The sequence below is a fragment of the Paenibacillus lutrae genome (assembly GCF_009757775.1).
Classification (GTDB): domain Bacteria; phylum Bacillota; class Bacilli; order Paenibacillales; family NBRC-103111; genus Paenibacillus_F; species Paenibacillus_F lutrae.
In genome coordinates this window covers 75,455-95,570 of record NZ_RHLK01000013.1, presented here as the reverse complement: position 1 = coordinate 95,570, position 20,116 = coordinate 75,455, and the positions used below count along the sequence as shown (strand labels likewise).

Genomic DNA, 20,116 nt, shown 5'->3' with positions numbered 1-20,116 from the left:
TCATCACTTCCTGTTAACGGCGGATTGATCCTAGCTCCTTATGAAGTTCGACAACCATCTCAAAAATCCTTTAAAAAAAGGGGAATATTCAACATGTTTTCACACTTACCGCGGAAAATGTTGCGTTTTCGCCTGTTTTCGCCCAAAGGCATATTTGTCCGATTATCTCGATACACATATAGAACAGACATCCGCCCTAAATTAGCTGTTTCTTTAAATCCGATAGTCAACACCTTACAAAGAAAACCAAAGGAGCTTCTTATGAGGCCAGTCAAACGCATGATGGTAGTAACCTTGATCGCTGTGCCTCTTGCGGCTGCATTATGGCTCGGCTCTATGCTTTATTACGGCACGCGCCCCGCCTTTCCGGAAGCTTTCTCCATATCGGGCTGGGCTGCCGGCGGTACCGGTTACGTTGAATTTGAGACTAATTGGAACAAGCAGCTTGATCGGCTCAGGCAAAAGAAGATCGAATTCATCTCTAATAAACCAGAGATCCCTTCCCAATCACTCACGCTCGAGCAGCTGGGTTTACGTATAGATGACAGCGCGGTTCGTCAGCTCTTCCACGATCTGACCGAAGGCGGCGTGCTCACACGCGCCCGCAACCGCTGGCAGCTGCGCAGCCATAAGGCCGCCGTTCATCTATCTATCGATCTTCGCCTGCTGGAAGCAAAGGTCCGGACTGTCTGGCATACTCTGTATGCCAATCAACCTGTTCCGGCCAAGCGCATCATCACCCCTTGGGACGAGATTCGCTACGAGCCTGAACAAACCGTCTTGTCGATCCATGAAAGCCGTTTGAAGGCTTCTATCGAACAGATGCTGCAGCAGCCCGATGTTCTGGCACAAACGGGGCCTGCCGGGATCGAGCTTCCTTTTTATCAAAAGGCACCGGATGTAACCCTGCGCTTGTTACGCGATCAGCGTATCGACCGGCTCCTGACTCAGTTCACAACCGCTATAGCCAGCTCCTCGGCTGGCCGCAAACATAACGTCCGTTCTACGGCTTCGACGCTCCATGATGTCATTCTGCAGCCAGGCGAAATCTTCGATTACGCCCCTATTATTGAACAGACCGGCAAAAAGTTCGGCTTCCGGGAAGCTCCCGTTATTCTGAACGGAAAGCTGGCCCCCGGAGTAGGCGGCGGAATCTGCCAAGTTTCCACGACTCTGTACAATGCCGTCTTAAGGGCCGGTCTGGAAATTGTCGAACGGAAAAACCACTCTCTGCCGATTAGTTATGCACCTATGGGGCAAGATGCAACTTTTTCGACAGGATACATCAATTTTCGCTTCCGGAACGACACAAATGCCCATCTCCTCATTCGCACGGAAATGACGGAAACGGCCTTAACAGTTAAACTGTTCGGAAGCATTCCACGGGATACGACGTATGAGATTGAGTCGACGACAGTCGAGACCCTCTCACCACCTGTTAAATACGTTCATAATCCGACTCTTCAAGCAGGGCAGCAGATCGTCTTAAGCCCCGGTAAACAAGGGTTTGTCGTAGACACCTTCCGGATCAAAAAACAGAACGGAAAGGTCGTTTCCCGGGAAAGAATTTCCAGAGACCGTTACTCCCCGCAGAATAAAGTTGTGGCAGCCAATACCGGTAAGCTTAAGGCACCTGCAAAGCAGCCCCCGCCGCCAAACAACGTCATCGAGGACGGAGTAACCGGGTCCTGGTCACAGACATCTTCGTGACTGGCTGCAACGATAAGAATGAAACAGGAAAGGCTCTGAACATCAAGCGGAGGCAACGCCAGCCGCAAGAATTTCATGAGCCTTTCGGTTATTTATTCATTATTTACTTTTTGAAACCATGCTGTCAACCCAACTAACAGTTTCTCCCATACGGGACTCTGCCCGAGAGATGGCTCCCTCAACTTGCGGTCCGGCTGTACCGCCGTAGACGTTGCGGGCATTAACGACTTGCTCCGGCTGGAGAACCTGGTAAATATCTTCACCGAATAAAGTTGAGAATTGTGTGAACTCCTCCATCGACAGATCCAGTAGGAATTTGCCCTGCTGGATGCAGTAAAGGACCGTTTTGCCGATGACTTCATGCGCCTGACGGAATGGCAGCCCTTTGTTAACCAGATAATCCGCAATGTCAGTTGCATTGGAGAAATCCTGGTTAACGGCTTGACGCATCCGGTCTTTGTTGACTTTCATCGTCGCGACCATGGGAGCGAACAGCTGCAGTGCCCCTTGAAGCGTACGGACGGTATCCAGCATCCCTTCCTTGTCTTCCTGCATGTCTTTGTTATAGGCAAGCGGAAGCGCCTTGAGAACGGTCATCAGACCGAAGAGGTTGCCGTACACACGGCCTGTTTTGCCGCGCACCAGCTCGGCTACGTCCGGATTCTTCTTCTGCGGCATAATGGAGCTGCCCGTACAGAAGGCGTCATCCAGTTCCACGAAGGCGAACTCGGTACTCGACCACAGGACCAGCTCTTCACAAAAACGGGACAAGTGCATCATAATGAAGGACGCATTCGCCAAGAACTCCAAGATGAAATCGCGGTCGCTGACCGCATCCAGACTGTTCTCGTAGACCGCATCAAATCCAAGCTGCTCGGCTACGAAGTGACGGTCGATCGGGAACGTCGTTCCCGCAAGCGCACCCGCCCCAAGCGGAAGCACATTGATCCGCTTGTAGCTGTCCTGCAGCCGCTCGATATCGCGCTGGAACATAGACACGTACGCCATCAGGTGATGGGCGAACAGAATCGGCTGCGCGCGCTGCAGATGCGTGTAACCCGGCACAATGGTGTCGAGGTTGGCTTTGGCCTGCGTCAGCAGTGCCTCCTGCAGCTTCTGCAGCAGGCCGACAAATTCAACTACACGGCTGCGCAGGTACAAGTGCATGTCCGTGGCCACCTGGTCGTTACGACTGCGGCCCGTATGCAGCTTGCCTCCCACAGGTCCCACTTCATCAATCAGTGTCTTCTCGATATTCATATGAATATCTTCGTTCGCAACCGTATACTCCAGCTCACCGCGGCGGATCATGCCAAGAACGCGATTCAGTCCGTCCTTAATGGTCTCAACATCTTCCTGCGGAAGAATTCCGCATTTGCCCAGCATGGTAACATGAGCGAGACTTCCCTGAATATCTTCTTCCGCCAGTTCCTTATCGAACGTGATGGAAGCGGTGTATTCCTCTACTAATTGGTCGGTTTGTTTGGTGAACCGGCCGCCCCACAGTTTGGACACGACTTCTGCCTCCTTGGATTGGAACGGAACAACGGGCCGCTTCCGGCCCGTTCCGTTACTTTTTAATCGATCATGTATGTTGAACTTCTATTCATTCTAACGAAGTATTCTGCTGATATGGAATAACCCTTCCCGTAACAACGAAATGCCGCATTCCTGCTCTTCAACGGCACATCCGGATCAGAAAATTATTTCCCGGACTGTTCCACGCCAGAGCTAACTTTGAGGCGCAGTGCATTCAGGCGGATAAATCCGGCTGCATCGCCTTGATCGTAAGCTTGGGTCGGATCTGCCTCCATCGTTGCGATATCCGGGTTGTACAAGCTAACCGGACTCTTCACGCCGGCAGCAATGACGTTGCCTTTGTAGAGCTTAGCACGAACTGTACCCGATACATTCTTCTGGCTCTCCGTAACGAGTGCTTGAAGCGCGAGACGTTCCGGAGCAAACCAGAAACCGTTGTATACCAGCTCGCTGTACTTCGCGATCAGGGAGTCACGCAGATGCATGACTTCGCGGTCCATCGTCAAAGATTCCATGCGGCGGTGAGCTGCGAACAGGATTGTTCCACCCGGCGTCTCGTATACACCACGGCTTTTCATGCCGACAAAACGGTTCTCGACCATATCGATACGTCCGATTCCGTGCTTGCCGCCCAGCTCATTGAGCTTCTCCATCATTTGCAGAGGGTTCAGCTTCTCGCCGTTGAGCGCTACGCAATCGCCCTTCTCGAACTCAAGCTCGATATATTCCGGCTGATCCGGCGCATCTTCCGGGGATACGCTCAGCACGTACATATCGCGGTTGGATTCCGCACTTGCGTCGAACCAAGGATCTTCGAGCATGCCGCTCTCAAATGAGATATGTAGCAGGTTGCGGTCCGTTGAATACGGCTTAGCCGCGGAAGCCTGTACAGAAATCCCCTGCTTCTCCGCATAAGCGATCATTTCCGCGCGTCCCGGGAACTGCTCCCGGAAAGATTCCAGACGCCAAGGGGCAATAACGCCCAGCTCCGGTGCCAACGCAGCAGCCGTCAACTCGAAACGGATCTGGTCGTTGCCCTTGCCGGTTGCGCCGTGCGCGATCGCCGTTGCGCCTTCAGCGCGTGCAATCTCAACCATGCGCTTAGCAATCAGCGGACGCGCAATGCTCGTACCGAGCAGGTATTGGCCTTCGTACAACGCGCCGGACTGGAACATCGGGTAGATGAAGTCCTTTGCGAACTCTTCACGTAGATCGTCAATATAGACCTTGCTTGCGCCAGTAGCAAGCGCTTTTTCTTCCAGACCGTCCAGCTCGTCTTTCTGGCCGATATCGGCTGTAAACGCGATGATTTCAGCGTCGTAAGTTTCTTTGAGCCATGCGAGAATAACGGATGTATCCAGACCACCCGAATAGGCCAGTACGATTTTTTCCTTTGCCATGTTTCCCATCACCTTTGCTGCAATAATTTAAATAAACTTTTATATAATCGAGTATAGACGAAAAAATATATTTATCCAACCGCGCGACCCGGGGTTTCTACATAATCGAAGCCATAATAGCTTTCTGTGCATGCAGGCGATTCTCCGCCTGATCGAATACGAACGAATTCGGCCCGTCGATGACGCCTTCGCTGACTTCTTCCCCGCGGTGTGCAGGCAGGCAGTGCAGGAAGAGGTAATCCTTCTTCGCATAGCTCATCAGCTCTTCGTTGACCTGGTAACCGCTAAATGCGCGTTCCCGCTCCTGCTGCTCGGCTTCAAAGCCCATGCTTGCCCATACATCCGTGTAGATCACGTCCGCGTCTGCCGCCGCTTCCTTCGGATCATTCGTTACGAGTACGGAACCGCCTGTTTGAGACGCAAATTCCTTGCTCGTACGGACGAGCTCTTCCTGCGGCGTATAGCCTTCCGGCGATGCGACTGCAATATGCATGCCGAACTTGGCGGCCCCTACCATCAGAGAGTGAACCATATTGTTGCCATCGCCGATATAGGCGATTTTGAGGCCTTCCAGACGTCCTTTGTGCTCCTGAATGGTCATATAATCGGTCAGAGCCTGACAAGGATGCGAGAAATCCGTCAGCCCGTTGATGACCGGAATTGTAGCGGCACGGGCCAGATCAACCACATTGCGGTGAGCGAACGTGCGGATCATAATACCGTCCAAGTAACGGGACATCGTCTGTGCCGTGTCCGAAACCGTTTCCCCCCGGCCCAGCTGGATGTCATTCTTACTTAGAAAAAGCGCATGTCCGCCAAGCTGAAACATGCCCACTTCAAAAGATACCCGCGTCCGAGTGGATGATTTCTCAAAAATCATGCCAAGCGTTTTGCCTTTGAGAAGCTGATGGGCTTCTCCAGCCTTTTGTTTAGCCTTCAAATCCCGGGCAAGGTCGATCAAATAGTTCAATTCTGCCGGTGTGTAATCGACAAGCCCCAGGAAGTCTTTTCCTTTAAGCTGCGTCTGCATGTCTTCTTGTAATGTGTCGGACATAGGAGTCAGTCCTTTCTTCTCTCATAATGTCGGAGAATCCGCATGCGGACGTCCCTTATCTGCCCTATCCCGATTAGTGAGGCTCTTCCACTCTAAAAGATAGGAAGAGCCGTCATATACGGATAGACCGATTGGTTTACTTTTCAAAAAAATTGGGCGGTCCCGTTCAGAACCGGAGTCTCTATAAGGAGGCCCCCCTTATTGTACTAAAGCAGCGGCCTTGCTAGCCAGTATATCGCATACTACATCAAGGCCTTGCTGCAAGTCTTCTTTAGAGATGGTCAGACTCGGGAGCAGACGGATAACTTGCGGACCCGCCGAGACAACCAGAACACCGGCAGCGTGGATTTCCGAAATGATTTCTGCCACCGGCTGCTTGCATACGATTCCGATCAGCAGGCCTTTGGAGCGAATCTGCTCGACCAGCGGATTAGTCCCCAGCTTCTCATTCAGTAGGTTCAAAGTCCACTCGCCGAGCTCAGAGGCACGGTCCGCGATCTTGTCGCTCAGCATATACTCGACTGTCGCAATAGCCGCTGCCATCGCAATCGGAGTTCCGCCGAACGTGCTGCCGTGGGAGCCTGCCGAGAAGGCCGGGGCAAGCTTCGCCTTGCCCAGCATAGCGCCGATCGGGAATCCGCTGCCCAGACCTTTGGCCATGGTGAAGATATCCGGTTCAATCCCGTAATGCTCATAGGCGAACAGCTTGCCCGTACGGCCCATGCCTGTTTGAATCTCATCGACAATCAGCAGCAGATTCTTCTCTTTGCACAGCTCCGCCAGTTGTTGGATGAAAGCAGGATCGGCTGTAATAACGCCGCCTTCGGCCTGCACCATTTCGATCATGACTGCGCAAGTCCGGTCGTTGATCAGGTTCTTAACCGATTCAATGTCATTGAAGGTCGCATACGAGAAGCCTGCCGGCAGCGGATGGAACCCTTCCTGCACCTTCTCCTGGCCAGTCGCCGTTAATGTCGCCAGTGTACGGCCGTGGAAGGACTGATGGAACGTAATGATTTCATGGCGGTCTTCGCCCAGCACTTTCTGTGCATAACGGCGCGCCAGCTTGATTGCCGCTTCGTTGGCTTCCGCTCCGGTGGAGCAAAAGAACACGGCATCGGCGCAGCTGTTGTCAGTCAGAAGCTTCGCAAGCTTCTCCTGATTCGGAATGTGGAACAAATTCGATACGTGCCAAAGCTGGTCAAGCTGCGCAACCAGTTTCTCTTTTACAGGTGCGGGTACGTGCCCCAAATTGGCAACGGCGAGACCGGACATCAGATCGATGTATTCCTTGCCCTGGTCATCCCACAATCGGCTGCCTTCCCCTCTAACCAAAGTAATTGGAAAACGGGCATAGGTCGGAAATAAACGGCTTGCCTGCTGAACCATGTTCTTCACTCCCATCTTTATATTGTCTCTTCTTGTACTTCCAGACTTGCTCTAATTTCTGCTGCTATGTGAATCTCTGCTGCAATCTTCCTGCTGCAGAACGGATGCTACAAACTTACGATTCGCGTTCCGACATTGCCTCCAGCCAGTACCTGGCTAAGGATACCCGGAACGGACCCGTCTACGATCACCACTTCGCGTACGGCGCCCTGGATACACTGGATGGCGGCCCTTACCTTCGGGATCATGCCTCCGTAGATATCACCGCTTGCGATCATGGCTTCGATCTCCTCGACCGTCACGGTCGGAAGCACCCGCTTCTCTCCGCTTTCGGTCTTCATAATGCCGGGCACATCCGTCACGACAATCAGTCGCTCCGTCCCGATCCGGGAGGCCACAGCTCCTGCTGCCGTATCCGCATTAATGTTGTAGCGCTGACCTCCGTCGCTGCCGAGACCGATCGGTGCAATGACCGGCATGAAGCCCATGCCGACGATTCCATGCACAAGCTCCGCATTCACATCGCTCACGTCCCCTACGAGCCCTACTTCGGCGGCGTTAGCTACGGGCTCCGCCGTGATAAGACGGCCGTCCACACCGGATAAACCGAGTGCTTTGGCACCTGAAAGCTGTATTCGCCGCACAATTTCCTTGTTAATGCGTCCGGCTAATACCATTTCGACCACATCAAGTACCTGCTCGCTCGTTTTGCGGAGCCCACCTACGAACTCGGTCTCAATCTGAAGCTGGCTTAGCGTCTCCGAAATGGCCGGCCCACCGCCGTGTACGATAACAGGTACAATGCCCTGATCCTGCAGTTTCTTCAAATCCTCAAAGAAAGAGTCCGGCAATGCGGCAAGCGTACTGCCCCCGCACTTCATTACAAAACTGTTCATCTAACTTCTGCCCCCGATTCCATCACTGGCATGCCCGCTCCCATTACGTACGGTAAGCTGCGTTGATGCGGACATAATCGTATGTCAAGTCGCAACCCCAAGCGGTCGCGCTGGAATTTCCCATATGCAGGTTCACATTAATTTGTACAAAATCGCCTTTCAAGTACTCCTCTGCCCGATCCTCGTCAAACTTCACAGGCCTCGACTGGCTGAGCACCATAATGTCGCCTAGCTGAACATCCACCGTCTCTGTCTGAACCGGCTGGCCGGCGCGCCCGACAGCCGCGATAATGCGGCCCCAGTTCGCATCCGCTCCGAAGCAGGCCGTCTTCACGAGTGAAGAACCGATGACGGTCTTTGCGATCGCCCGGGCAGCATCACGCGAAGCTGCGCCGAGCACGTTCACCTCGATCAGCTTCGTGGCTCCTTCGCCGTCACGGGCGATCATCTTCGCCAGATGCTCCGATACGTAGCCGAAGGCAACTGCGAAGGCTTCCCAATCCGGATGATCCGGAGTCAGCGCATCTCCTCCGGCAAGACCGCTCGCCATCACGACGACCATATCGTTCGTGCTGGTGTCACCATCCACCGTGATCATATTGAAGGTGGAGTCGGTTGCCGCACTCAGCAGCTGCTGCAGATGCTCGCTGCTGATGTTGGCGTCGGTTGTGACGAAACCGAGCATCGTCGCCATGTTCGGGTGAATCATTCCCGAACCTTTGGCCGCTCCGGCAACGTGAACCTCACGGCCGCCGACATTCACGCGCACGCAGGCGACTTTCTTCACCAGGTCGGTCGTCAGGATCGCCTGGCAGAAATCGTCGCCGCCCTCGGCGTGCACCTTCTCCGGCAGCGCTTCGATGCCGGAGAGAACCTTCGGCATTGGCAGCAGTTCGCCGATGACGCCCGTCGAAGTGACGCCCACGAGGTTCTCGGCGAGGCCAAGCTGACGCGCCAAGGCGGCACGCATCTCACGCGCATCCGCGAGTCCCTGCTCGCCGGTGCATGCGTTGGCGTTGCCGCTGTTGACGAGCATCGCCTGAAGCTTGCCTCCGGCAGCGACGCTCTCCTGCGTCACGAGGAGCGGTGCGGCCTGGAACGCATTCAGCGTGTATACAGCCGCAACCGCTGCGGGAACGTCGCATACGATCGCTCCGAGATCGTAGCGTTCGGTTTTTTTCAATCCGCAGTGAAGCCCGCCTGCGCGGAATCCTTGGGGCGTGGTCACCGTGCCATCGGGCACGACGGTAAAACGGCCTAGCAGCGTCATTGATGCTCACCTGTCCTTTTGTTCCATAAGGAATCGATAATATGAATAATCCGTTCTTACTCTTAAAAATTAAAGATCCTGCCTATATAATTTCGTCTTCGTTCAAGGCCGGTCCTTGTTAAACCATCCCTCTCATTTTCATTTGAGAGCAGGTGTTGTTATGAATAACTCCTATGGGTATACAGGCGTGAAATTCAGACCCGCAGTCTCATCCCAGCCCATCATCAAATTCAGATTCTGGATCGCCTGGCCTGCCGCACCTTTAACCACGTTGTCGATAACGGAAATCACCGTTACCCGGTTCGTACGCTCATCCACAGCAAATCCGATATCGCAGTAGTTCGAGCCCCAGACTTCTTTGGTTGCCGGCAGTTTGCCCTGCTCGCGGATACGCACGAATTTGCGACCTTCGTAGTACTGGCGGTACAAGTCAATAAAAGCTTGCGTATCATGCGCCCCGCTGAGCTGCGCATAGCATGTCGCCATAATTCCGCGTGTCATCGGCACCAGATGTGTCGAGAACGTCATCGTGACAGGCTTGCCAGCGGCATCACTAAGCACCTGCTCAATTTCCGGAATATGCTGATGGCGGTTCAGCTTATAAGCAGACAAATTCTCGTTAGCTTCCGCATAGTGTGCTCCCAGGCTGAGGCCACGGCCTCCACCGGACACACCTGATTTGGCATCGACGATTATCGTCGAGGGGTCGATCCATCCCGCCTTAACAGCAGGCACCAATCCCAGAAGAGTAGCAGTCGGGTAGCATCCCGGATTCGAGATGAAATCTACGCCCTGCACCTGATCTCCATACACTTCGCATAAGCCGAAAACCGCCTTGTCCAGATCCTCCTGCGGAGCTCCCTCACGCTTATACCACTGAGTGTATAACTCCGGAGTTTTCAAGCGGAAATCACCGGACAAGTCGATGACCTTCAAACCTGCTTCAAGCATATCCGGAGCCAGCTTAGCCGCTACACCTGCCGGGGTGGCCAGGAAGACAACGTCAGCCTTGGCCGCAATCAACGGAATGTCTACCGCATCAAGTGATTCCTGCATAATAGCATTCAGGTGAGGAAATCCTTCCGAAATCGGCGCCCCTGCACTCGAAGAGGAGATAACCGATGTAATTATGACCTGGGGATGATTTAACAGAAACCGGATTAATTCGACTCCCCCATACCCCGTTGAACCTACAATCGCCGCACGCACCTGTGTAGTCATCGCTTTTCCCTCCAAACGTTCCAAAAAGATATGTATTATTATACATTCAGGGGTATATTAATTCAACGAGTTTTTTAGCCTGTTTTCCAGTGTCCCGGGACCTGAGATCCCCCTAATAACCGGATTCCTGCCAAACGCTGCGAATTTAAACCTTATTGGGCTTTATCCGAAGGAAACCTTGGATTAATCACTTCATGCTCCCAATGCGAACGCGTTATTTGGATAGACAAAAAGGCAGCCTGCGCAGCTGCCGCATACCACCATGTTATTAAAGATATTTGTGCATAAAAAGAACGTACGCTTCCTCATCCGCTCCCAGCTTTAGTTTACATCGGCCTCTTAAATCCTTCTCCCAGAACCTCGTTCGCATTACTGAAAATGATAAAGGCCTGCGGGTCGATCGACTGCACGAGCGCCTTCAGCTTGCTGACCTCTCCTTGACTGACGACAACCATAAGCACCAAGCGCGGGTCGCCCGTATATCCGCCTGCGCCTGTTAATTGAGTGAGACCGCGGTCCAGGTCATTCAGAATCGCCTCACGCAATTTCTCCGAATCGTTGGATATGATATACGCTACTTTAGATGTATTCAGACCTACCTGTACAATGTCGATCGTTTTGGTGGTCACATAGAGCCCGATTAATGCGTACAGGGCCTTCTCTGCGCCGAATACCAGCCCCGCCAGCAGGATGACCATACCGTCGAATACAGCTACCGATACCCCCAGGCTCAGACCTGAATACTTATGTAGAATTTGTGAGGCAATGCTGAATCCCCCTGTGGACCCGCGTCCGCGGAAAACAATCCCGATCCCAAGGCCCAGGCCCATTCCTCCGTAAATCGTCGCGAGCAAGATGTTAGTGGTCAGAACCGGAAACCCGCTTGTCAGCATTACGAAAAGGGGCAGGACAATGGAGCCGACAACGGCTTTCATGCTGTACGATCTTTCGAGGAGCCGCAGCCCCAGCAGGAATAAAGGAATGTTCAAGCCCCACTGGGTTAGAGCGGGCTGCCATCCTAGCGTCTGCTCAATAATGGTCGACAATCCGGACACTCCGCCCGATGCTACCTGATTGGGGTTCAAGAACATATTGAAACTGCTCGAAATAATAAAAGACCCCAGAATAAGCATTCCATACTCGTATATTTTCTGCTGCGGACTGTTCAGTACAAGCCTCTGTTTTCTCCGCTTCCCTCTGGCCATAGGTGTGCCTCCATCCTCATCCGACTTCGTCGGTCTATGTGATCTATATTGCTAAGCCCGGGAATGTACCCCTACTTCACTTCTGTCTAATCAAAAAAAACCGTGCGGAGTCCCGGTTTTGACTACACCGTTTCTCCGCACGTCTTTATTCTTCCTTCTTCTGAATCTGCAGACGCAAATAGGCATCAATAAACGGATCTAGATCGCCATCCATTACAGCGCCTACGTTCCCCGTTTCCTCGGTTGTACGATGGTCCTTGACCATGCTGTACGGATGGAACACGTAAGAACGGATCTGGCTTCCCCAGGCAATATCCGATTGTACGCCGCGGATCTCCGCCAGATGCTTCTCCTGCTCTTCGATCTTCTTCTCGTAGAGTTTCGATCTCAAATGCTTCATCGCGCGCTCGCGGTTCTTGATCTGCGATCGCTCGGTCTGGCACGTCACCACGACTCCCGTCGGCAAGTGCGTAATCCGCACGGCCGAATCAGTCGTGTTGATGTGCTGGCCGCCCGCTCCGCTGGCGCGGTACGTGTCGATCTTGAGGTCCTCCGTGCGGATATCCACTTCCACGTCGTCCTCGATCTCCGGCACTACATCGCAGGAGACGAAAGAGGTGTGCCTGCGTCCGGACGCGTCAAAAGGCGATATGCGGACGAGACGGTGCACGCCTTTTTCCGCTTTGAGGTACCCGTACGCGTTGTGGCCCTTGATGAGCAGCGTAACGCTCTTCACGCCGGCTTCGTCGCCGGGCAGATAGTCGAGCACCTCGACTTTGAAGTCCCGTTTCTCCGCCCATCTCCGGTACATGCGAAGCAGCATCTCGGCCCAGTCCTGGGACTCGGTGCCGCCCGCTCCCGGATGCAGCTCCAGAATCGCGTTCAGCTTATCGTACGGCTGGCTGAGCAGAAGCTGCAGCTGGAAGTTCTCCAGCTGCCGGAGAATCCCCTTGAGGCCGTCTGCGAGCTCGGCGGCCATCTCCTGGTCGTCTTCCTCGTCGGCCAGCTGCGCCATGACTTCCATGTCTTCGTACTCACTCGCCAGAGCATGGAATTGGTCGGCCACACTTTTAATGACGTTCATCTCCCCGATGACCTTCTGAGCCTTTTCGTTATCATCCCAGAAGTCCGGCGCCGCCATCTTGACTTCATAATCCGCAATCTCTTCGAGCTTATGATCTAAGTCAAAGAGACCCCCTTAATTCCGTTAATCTCTTAGCTATTTCCCGCATGTCTTGCTTAACTTCAGGTTCCAGCATATCGATACACCTCGGATATTGTAATGTAAAAGCCTTGTACTCGACCGCTCCAATGAGAAGCAGCGTATTCTAAAGTAAATGATTGCAGGGGCATCCTGACCCTAATCGGCCGTAGTCCTGCGATTCATGATAAGAGCGCCGGGATGATAGAAGGCTACACTTTCCTATATAGGAAGCTTACGAGCAGATCTGGCGCCTAACTCCCGCCAGACATTCTCATTCAAGCTAACCTGCACACTCTTCTATTATAGAGTATTCCATCTAATCCCTATTCGAATCCCTTTCGAACCCTGAGTGGTAAAATAACCCTGCGTGGCAAGAGTGAATAAATTATGCATACCAATGAATAACTATGCACAACTATTCACTTTCACTGCCAAGCAGGATTATTTGTTTTACCTCAACCATCAGGTCTCTATTTATGAATAAACCTTATTCTTGCGGTATGCGCAGCAAGAGGCTTCTACGAGCCGTGGCACTGCTTGAACTTCTTGCCGCTGCCGCATGGGCAAGGATCGTTACGGCCGATCTGATCTTCCTTCACGATCGGCTTCTTCCCGGCTGCTTCCACTTTAGGATCGACTGCCTGGCCTTCCGCTACGGCTTGACGCTCCAGGTTGCTCTCTACATGAGCCTTCATGATGTAGGTCGCCACTTCTTCCTGGATGCTGTCAACCATCTCGTGGAACATTTCGAAGCCTTCGAACTGATACTCACGAAGCGGATCGGTACCGCCGTACGCACGAAGGTGGATACCTTGGCGAAGCTGGTCCATCGCATCGATGTGATCCATCCATTTGGAGTCAACCGCACGCAGAACTACAACCTTCTCGAATTCACGAATAAATTCGGATCCGATTTCTTCTTCACGCTGATCGTACTTTTCTTTTACTTTAGCATCGATAAATTCAATGATTTCGTCGATTTCTTTGCCCCACAAGTCTTTATCGGTAATAGCGTCTTCTTGCAGGAAGTTGTTATTTACATAATCGGCAACCGCTTGAAGATCCCATTCCTCCGGAATTTGAGACTCGGAGCAATGTGCATTGACAATACGCTCAATGCTGGAGCGGAGCATCGTTTCCACAATCTCACGAATGTTCTCCGATTCCAGAACTTCGCGGCGCTGCTTGTAGATAATCTCACGCTGCTGATTCATAACGTCATCATATTGGAGGACAACTTTACGCATATCGAAGTTGTTGCCCTCTACCCGCTTCTGAGCGGATTCGATTGCACGCGTAATGAGCTTGCTCTCGATCGGCTGGTCTTCTTCCATGCCTAGACGGTCCATCATCGACATGATGTTCTCTGCACCGAAGCGCTTCATCAATTCGTCGCCAAGCGACAAATAGAATTGCGAGGAGCCCGGGTCACCTTGACGTCCTGCACGACCACGCAGCTGGTTATCGATCCGGCGGCTCTCGTGACGCTCCGTACCGATAATATGCAAGCCTCCGAGGTCATGAACTTCGCCGCCCAGCACGATATCCGTACCACGGCCGGCCATGTTCGTCGCGATCGTAACCGCACCGGCTTGTCCGGCACGGGATACGATCTCCGCTTCTTCGGCATGATATTTCGCGTTAAGCACTTTGTGCTGGACGCCTTTTTTCTTCAGCATATCCGACAGCAGCTCCGAATTCTCAATCGAAATCGTACCGACGAGAACCGGCTGCTTGTTTTTATAACGTTGCACAATCTCTTCCACGACGGCCTTGAATTTGCCCATCTCCGTCTTGTAGACGACATCTGCCATATCTTGACGGATCATCGGACGGTTCGTCGGCACGACGACAACATCGAGGCCGTAGATTTTCTTGAACTCTTCTTCCTCCGTCTTAGCCGTACCGGTCATACCAGACAGCTTACGGTACATCCGGAAGTAGTTCTGGAAGGTAATGGTCGCGAGCGTCATGCTTTCATTCTGAACCTGAAGCTGTTCTTTCGCTTCGATAGCCTGGTGAAGACCATCGCTGTAGCGGCGGCCCGTCATCAGACGGCCCGTAAATTCATCGACGATGACGACTTCATCATCCTGCACCACATAATCCACATCGCGGCGCATGATAGCTTTGGCCTTGAGTGCTTGTGTCACATGGTGATTAAGCGTTACATTCTGGTGATCGAACAGGTTCTCGACACCGAATGCTTTCTCCGCCTTCTCTACACCTTGCTCCGTCAGTGCAACGGAACGCACCTTGATGTCGATCGAGTAGTCTTCCTCTTCTTTAAGCTTGCTCACAAAACGGTCAGCCGCATAATACATGTCCGTCGATTTAGCGGCTTGTCCCGAAATAATAAGCGGCGTTCTCGCCTCATCGACGAGGATAGAGTCCACCTCATCAATGACAGCAAAAGAAAGCGGACGCTGTACCATCTGCTCTTTGTACAACACCATATTGTCACGCAAATAGTCGAAGCCATACTCATTGTTCGTTCCGTACGTAACGTCGCATGCGTATGCCTGCTGCTTCTCCTCGTGGGACAGCTCATTCAAGTTAACACCGACTGTCATACCCATGAAAGAATAAATCTGACCCATCTCCGCGCTATCGCGCTGTGCCAGATAATCATTGACGGTAACGACATGAACGCCTTTACCCGCCAGTGCGTTCAAATATACAGGCAGCGTGCCGACGAGCGTCTTACCTTCACCTGTTCTCATCTCGGCAATCTTGCCTTCGTGAAGCACCATGCCCCCGATCAGCTGGACATCGTAATGACGTTTGCCTAGGACACGCTTGGACGCTTCGCGCACAACGGCAAAAGCTTCCGGCAGAAGATCGTCAAGATCCTCGCCCTTATCCAACCGCTCCCGGAATTCGACGGTCTTACCTTTCAATTGTTCATCCGACAGCGCCGAAATCTCCGGCTCGAGTCCATTTATCACCTGAACTGTTTTCTGATATCGCTTAATTTCACGTTCATTGGAATCACCAAACATTTTTTTGACCAGTCCTAGCATCGGTGAACCCCTTTCCCTACACTCAGTATCCTTAAATTGTATCAGTTTGCACGTCATGCCGCAACAAAACTGGGCATTCTTAACGGGAACATTTCAGTGTATCAGATAGACATATCTGGAGCAAACCCACTCTTCTACATACGCAAAACTCGCCGGGATGTTGCACTTAAACCGAACAATAAGGAAGAGCTTCATTTCCAAAGCTGGTGAAATTTTACCGAAAGGGGACAAAAAAATTATATTTGGTCTCCAGAACGATTATTACAGACGCGTTAACCGTACCAGGAACCATCCCGGGCTTCTATGTATCAGCTTGTCCCGCCAGAACATGAAAGAGCTTGACCCCTAAGGATCAAGCTCGCTTTTTTCTACGTAAGTATAAAATTAGTATTGCCCTATATAGTGATGCCGAAATTACTGCGTTACTCTGCTTGAGGGCTCACAGAGCTCCATCAGATAGCCGGTTCGATTAAACCGTATTTTCCGTCATCCCTTTTATACACTACATTCACTTTCTCGGTATCCATATTGGAAAAAACAAAGAAATTATGACCGACCATGTTCATCTGCAGGATTGCCTCTTCAATGTCCATCGGCTTCAGCGTAAAACGCTTCGTCCGGACCAGTTCGTAATCCTCCTCTTCCTCGTCCAACGTCATTACTTGGCTTTCGAGTTGCTTAGACAGGTCTCGCTTGTTGCCTTCCAGGCGGATTTTACGGTTCATTTTGGTTTTGTGTTTGCGGATTTGGCGTTCCAATTTGTCGACCACCAAATCAATGGCTGCATACATATCTTCATCTTTATTCTCGGCACGCAGCAGGACGCCTTGGAGCGGGATCGTCACTTCTACCGTATGGATGCCTTTAGTAACACTTAATGTTACGGCACCTTCCGAGTTGAGGGGGGCTTCAAAGTACTTCTCCAGCCTGCTCAGCTTCTTCTCCACATACTCTCTGAGGGCAGCTGTTATCTCGAGATGATCTCCTCGAACGGTGAATTTCATATAAAACTCCTCCCTTCATGTCTCCATTATACCTCAATTAATTTGAATATTCAAAATATGTTGTTTACAAATCCTTGACGATACTTAAGCAGATTTGTGAACTCTGAATCATCATGCAAAAAAACACCCTGGAGGTCTCCAGGGTGTTGGTTCACACGTCATTGCCTTGTACTATGAACCGGCCAACCGGCCGAATGATTCCAAATTTCCTTGCGTGATTAGAGTTTGTTCACGTTAGCAGCCTGTGGTCCGCGAGCGCCTTCTACAATGTCAAACTCGACCTCTTGACCTTCATCCAACGTCTTGAAGCCATCTGTCTGAATCGCAGAGAAATGTACGAATACGTCTCCGCCGTCTTCACGCTCAATGAAACCATATCCTTTTTCTGCATTAAACCATTTCACTTTACCTTGCATCGAACACATTCCCTTCTATCTTCAAATAAATGTAAGCCTTTACTTACCTTTTGAATATATCACCCGTCAAATAAATGTGTCAATCTCATGGCGGAATAATCCCAAATATTTTGAAAATTTAGGTATTCACAGTTTCGACAGCATAGGCATTAAGTCCTAAAAGCCAAGTCTGAAGCGGGGTTTGTCTACTTATTCACAGAGTTATCAACAGAGTTATGCACATTATCCACAGGTTGGATATGTGTATATTATTAGAATTCTAAAAGTACAAATGGATAAAATTCGAAATCTCACAGCACTTTAAGAGTCGTTTCTATCACGTCACCCTCTTTTATCAAGTAGACGAAGGTTCGCTCCGAGTAAGCCATTTAAGATCAAAATCTGCTTTGCAACTTTCAAACTCTTAAAGCCACTAACATATCACCTTAATCTTTAACTAGTAATGAAATATGAGCAAGAGTATCATAATTATTTCGTTTTAATTCTACTAGAATGGAGTTAATATACGAATTATTATGTTCAATTGTTTTGGCATACGCTTGAATTGTTCTAATAACAATTTCATCACTTAACCCCTTATGTTTACCTGATACTCCAACAAGATGTATCTTAAGCATCCCATAAATAACTGATAAGAGCGCATATTCATCGAACAATGAAATTTCTTTTTCTGACAAGTTGGGAAATAATGAACCAAATAAATTGTTAACTAAGTAGTTTTCTAAAATGTACTCTTTTTCATCCATATAAGATGAATAATAAACTTTAAAGTTTTCCTCATAATTAAGTCTGAACTTATCTAGATTAAATACCTCACTGTCTTGATTCAAACCTTCCATCATTTCCTTATAAGTAACCTGGTACCTATCCATAGATATTCCATAATCTAATCTTGATTTTATAAGTTCAAATAGCGCCTGTAGCTTCAAATCAAGGTTTACTCTTAATTCGGCAATCGAATCAGTATACTCAGGACTATGCAATTTAGATCGAAAAGAATCGATAATATCAGAAATGGATAATCCATAATTTCGTTCTATGTCATTCTGTAAGGCATCAATAAATAAACCGAGCAATACCATTCGATCTCCCAGCAACATGGTACGCCTCTGAATGATTTCAATGGCTAGCATTCTTATTGGCCAAAAATATTGCGTGTAATTGTTTTGCACTTGAATCCCACCGGTTTTTACTACGGGCCAATTGGATTCAAGTTCACACTCCGCTTCTTCAAATTCAATCCCTTGCGGTTGGAGCAATACTAAACGGGCAATCTCTGGACAAGATACCTTGCCCGACAATTCGTAATTTTGGTCATATTTATTCAGATTTCTTGGATACGTATTGCATGTATTAGACAGTGCCTTCTCCCCTAATTCCATCTGAATAGTGCACCATTTATCTTCTGTCAGCATAGAACAACAATTGTTTTCATTTAAAATAAAGCTTGCATAATAGCGATCACTACGGCTAGCGTTATTTTTGTTCCTTTTAAGTCCGCTGCTTAGCTTATCACGCAATGCCGGATCTTTTACCTTCTGATAGTTCTTATATGTTTTTTTATCGATAGATACAGTCCAACCAGCACAGCAGGTATCTTCGCACTCTCCTCCTATACACTTGAAGTTTTTCATATACTCCGGCATTAAAGTATTCTGTTTCATTTGGGGTTCCTCATTTCCTACCAACAGATATTTTATTTAGCCGCTCAATAGCCGGGGTGAAACCGGCTTCCGCGCTAATTCTATACTCAATCAATGCTTTGTCGATCTGGCCCGTTAATTCATAGTACAATCCCAAATTATATCTTGCTTTGTAGCTACCTACGCCTAGTACAGACTCATACTTTCGAGGATCCGGTTCCCCCAGCTCAATGCAAGTAAGAAATATATCAGGAATCAAATGAGCGAATTCTGCCGACCTTAGTTCCACAAGAGTACAGCCATAAAGAAAATATAAGTCTGTATAATCATGATATTGTTCGATTCCTACCTGTAAAAGTTCAAACAATTCCGTGATTTTCTTGTTTTTTAAAAGAGCCCAGCCATATGTCTGAATAAGTGTGCTGTGATAAGCCTGTTCCCTATTTGAAAATTTATATGCTTTGCTTAAATGAAACAGGGCCTTATCATCTATTCCCGCTGCTGAATAAGTTCTGCCTATTTGAAAATGTATATAAGAATCTTTATTGTTTTTGTCCAATTCTTTAAACAACAAAGTCAAATTTCGATCATATTTTTTATTAGCCAATATTTTATTTTTCAAATAGCCACTATGGCTCATGACAATATCAGTTTGGATGAAATTCAATTTTTTATCGGAACAATCTATTTGCTCATGAATTATACCTTTATAAAAAACCCCACTATTTTTACTGAAAATTCTGGAAATACTAGCGCTTATAACCCCATTATCATCGGTTTCATTTAGTATACCTATTTTCCCAACTAAACTATTATCTTTCAGTAGTCGTTTGCAGGTGTTTTCGAAGGCCCAACCTTGATTTGGAATAACTACCTCATCCGCATCAATCATTATAATTATCGGCTGTTTAGCTAATTTTATTAATTCATTTCTAATCATTGAAAAATCATTACGCCAAACTGTTTTGTTAACAACTGCCCCTTTAGCTAGAGCAATATCGACAGTACTATCCTCTGAACCCGTGTCGAGAACCACAATTTCTTCTACGTACGGATTTATAGAATCAATGCATATCCCGATACTATCCTGTTCATTTTTAGTCATAATACAAGCAGATACAGGTTGTTTCATGAGATTACTC

At 49.7% G+C, this 20,116-nt stretch carries 15 protein-coding genes; 1 reads left to right on the top strand and 14 read right to left on the bottom strand.

Going from position 1 to position 20,116, the window contains the following annotated elements; all coding sequences use genetic code 11:
* Positions 1-261 precede the first annotated feature (261 nt).
* Positions 262-1,710: a VanW family protein gene (locus EDM21_RS18920; protein ID WP_157338012.1), complete on the top strand. Its 1,449-nt coding sequence runs from the start codon at positions 262-264 to the stop codon at positions 1,708-1,710.
* 99 nt (positions 1,711-1,809) lie between these two features.
* Here the strand turns inward: EDM21_RS18920 and argH are convergent, their stop codons facing one another.
* The 14 genes from argH to EDM21_RS18850 all read right to left on the bottom strand — a co-directional run bounded on the left by argH (position 1,810) and on the right by EDM21_RS18850 (position 20,106).
* Positions 1,810-3,225, bottom strand: coding sequence for an argininosuccinate lyase (argH, locus tag EDM21_RS18915; RefSeq protein ID WP_068777470.1), 1,416 nt, complete (start codon positions 3,223-3,225; stop codon positions 1,810-1,812).
* 188 nt (positions 3,226-3,413) lie between these two features.
* Entirely contained in the window at positions 3,414-4,649 is a 1,236-nt protein-coding gene (locus EDM21_RS18910) for an argininosuccinate synthase (protein WP_068777469.1), read from the bottom strand.
* Positions 4,650-4,746: 97 nt separating this feature from the next.
* Positions 4,747-5,703 (bottom strand): ornithine carbamoyltransferase, encoded by a 957-nt coding sequence (argF, locus tag EDM21_RS18905; RefSeq protein ID WP_157338011.1) that lies wholly within the window; start codon positions 5,701-5,703, stop codon positions 4,747-4,749.
* Positions 5,704-5,901: 198 nt separating this feature from the next.
* Positions 5,902-7,092 (bottom strand): acetylornithine transaminase, encoded by a 1,191-nt coding sequence (locus tag EDM21_RS18900; RefSeq protein WP_157338052.1) that lies wholly within the window; start codon positions 7,090-7,092, stop codon positions 5,902-5,904.
* A 107-nt stretch (positions 7,093-7,199) separates the two neighbouring features.
* The gene (gene argB, locus EDM21_RS18895; RefSeq protein ID WP_157338010.1) at positions 7,200-7,988 is read right to left on the bottom strand and encodes an acetylglutamate kinase; all 789 of its coding nucleotides are present in this window, start codon (positions 7,986-7,988) and stop codon (positions 7,200-7,202) included.
* 43 nt (positions 7,989-8,031) lie between these two features.
* On the bottom strand, positions 8,032-9,258 hold the full coding sequence (gene argJ, locus EDM21_RS18890) for a bifunctional glutamate N-acetyltransferase/amino-acid acetyltransferase ArgJ (RefSeq protein ID WP_157338009.1): 1,227 nt from the start codon (positions 9,256-9,258) through the stop codon (positions 8,032-8,034).
* 171 nt (positions 9,259-9,429) lie between these two features.
* The gene (gene argC / locus EDM21_RS18885) at positions 9,430-10,479 is read right to left on the bottom strand and encodes an N-acetyl-gamma-glutamyl-phosphate reductase (protein WP_157338008.1); all 1,050 of its coding nucleotides are present in this window, start codon (positions 10,477-10,479) and stop codon (positions 9,430-9,432) included.
* Positions 10,480-10,805: 326 nt separating this feature from the next.
* Positions 10,806-11,684: a YitT family protein gene (locus EDM21_RS18880; protein WP_157338007.1), complete on the bottom strand. Its 879-nt coding sequence runs from the start codon at positions 11,682-11,684 to the stop codon at positions 10,806-10,808.
* Between the two features lie 145 nt (positions 11,685-11,829).
* Positions 11,830-12,943, bottom strand: a protein-coding gene (gene prfB, locus EDM21_RS18875; RefSeq protein WP_157338006.1) for a peptide chain release factor 2 whose coding sequence is annotated in 2 segments (ribosomal slippage) — positions 11,830-12,870 and positions 12,872-12,943 — 1,113 coding nt in all. Because the reading frame shifts where the segments join, the coding sequence is not laid out codon by codon here.
* A 463-nt stretch (positions 12,944-13,406) separates the two neighbouring features.
* The gene (gene secA, locus EDM21_RS18870) at positions 13,407-15,911 is read right to left on the bottom strand and encodes a preprotein translocase subunit SecA (protein ID WP_157338005.1); all 2,505 of its coding nucleotides are present in this window, start codon (positions 15,909-15,911) and stop codon (positions 13,407-13,409) included.
* A 452-nt stretch (positions 15,912-16,363) separates the two neighbouring features.
* A complete protein-coding gene (hpf, locus tag EDM21_RS18865) occupies positions 16,364-16,915 on the bottom strand; it encodes a ribosome hibernation-promoting factor, HPF/YfiA family (RefSeq protein ID WP_068777461.1) in 552 nt (183 codons plus the stop codon).
* Positions 16,916-17,133: 218 nt separating this feature from the next.
* Positions 17,134-17,331 (bottom strand): cold shock domain-containing protein, encoded by a 198-nt coding sequence (locus EDM21_RS18860; RefSeq protein WP_068777460.1) that lies wholly within the window; start codon positions 17,329-17,331, stop codon positions 17,134-17,136.
* Between the two features lie 425 nt (positions 17,332-17,756).
* Positions 17,757-18,995, bottom strand: a complete 1,239-nt coding sequence (gene fliB / locus EDM21_RS18855) for a flagellin lysine-N-methylase (protein WP_157338004.1) — start codon at positions 18,993-18,995, stop codon at positions 17,757-17,759.
* 10 nt (positions 18,996-19,005) lie between these two features.
* Positions 19,006-20,106 (bottom strand): glycosyltransferase, encoded by a 1,101-nt coding sequence (locus EDM21_RS18850; protein WP_157338003.1) that lies wholly within the window; start codon positions 20,104-20,106, stop codon positions 19,006-19,008.
* Positions 20,107-20,116: the final 10 nt, after the last annotated feature.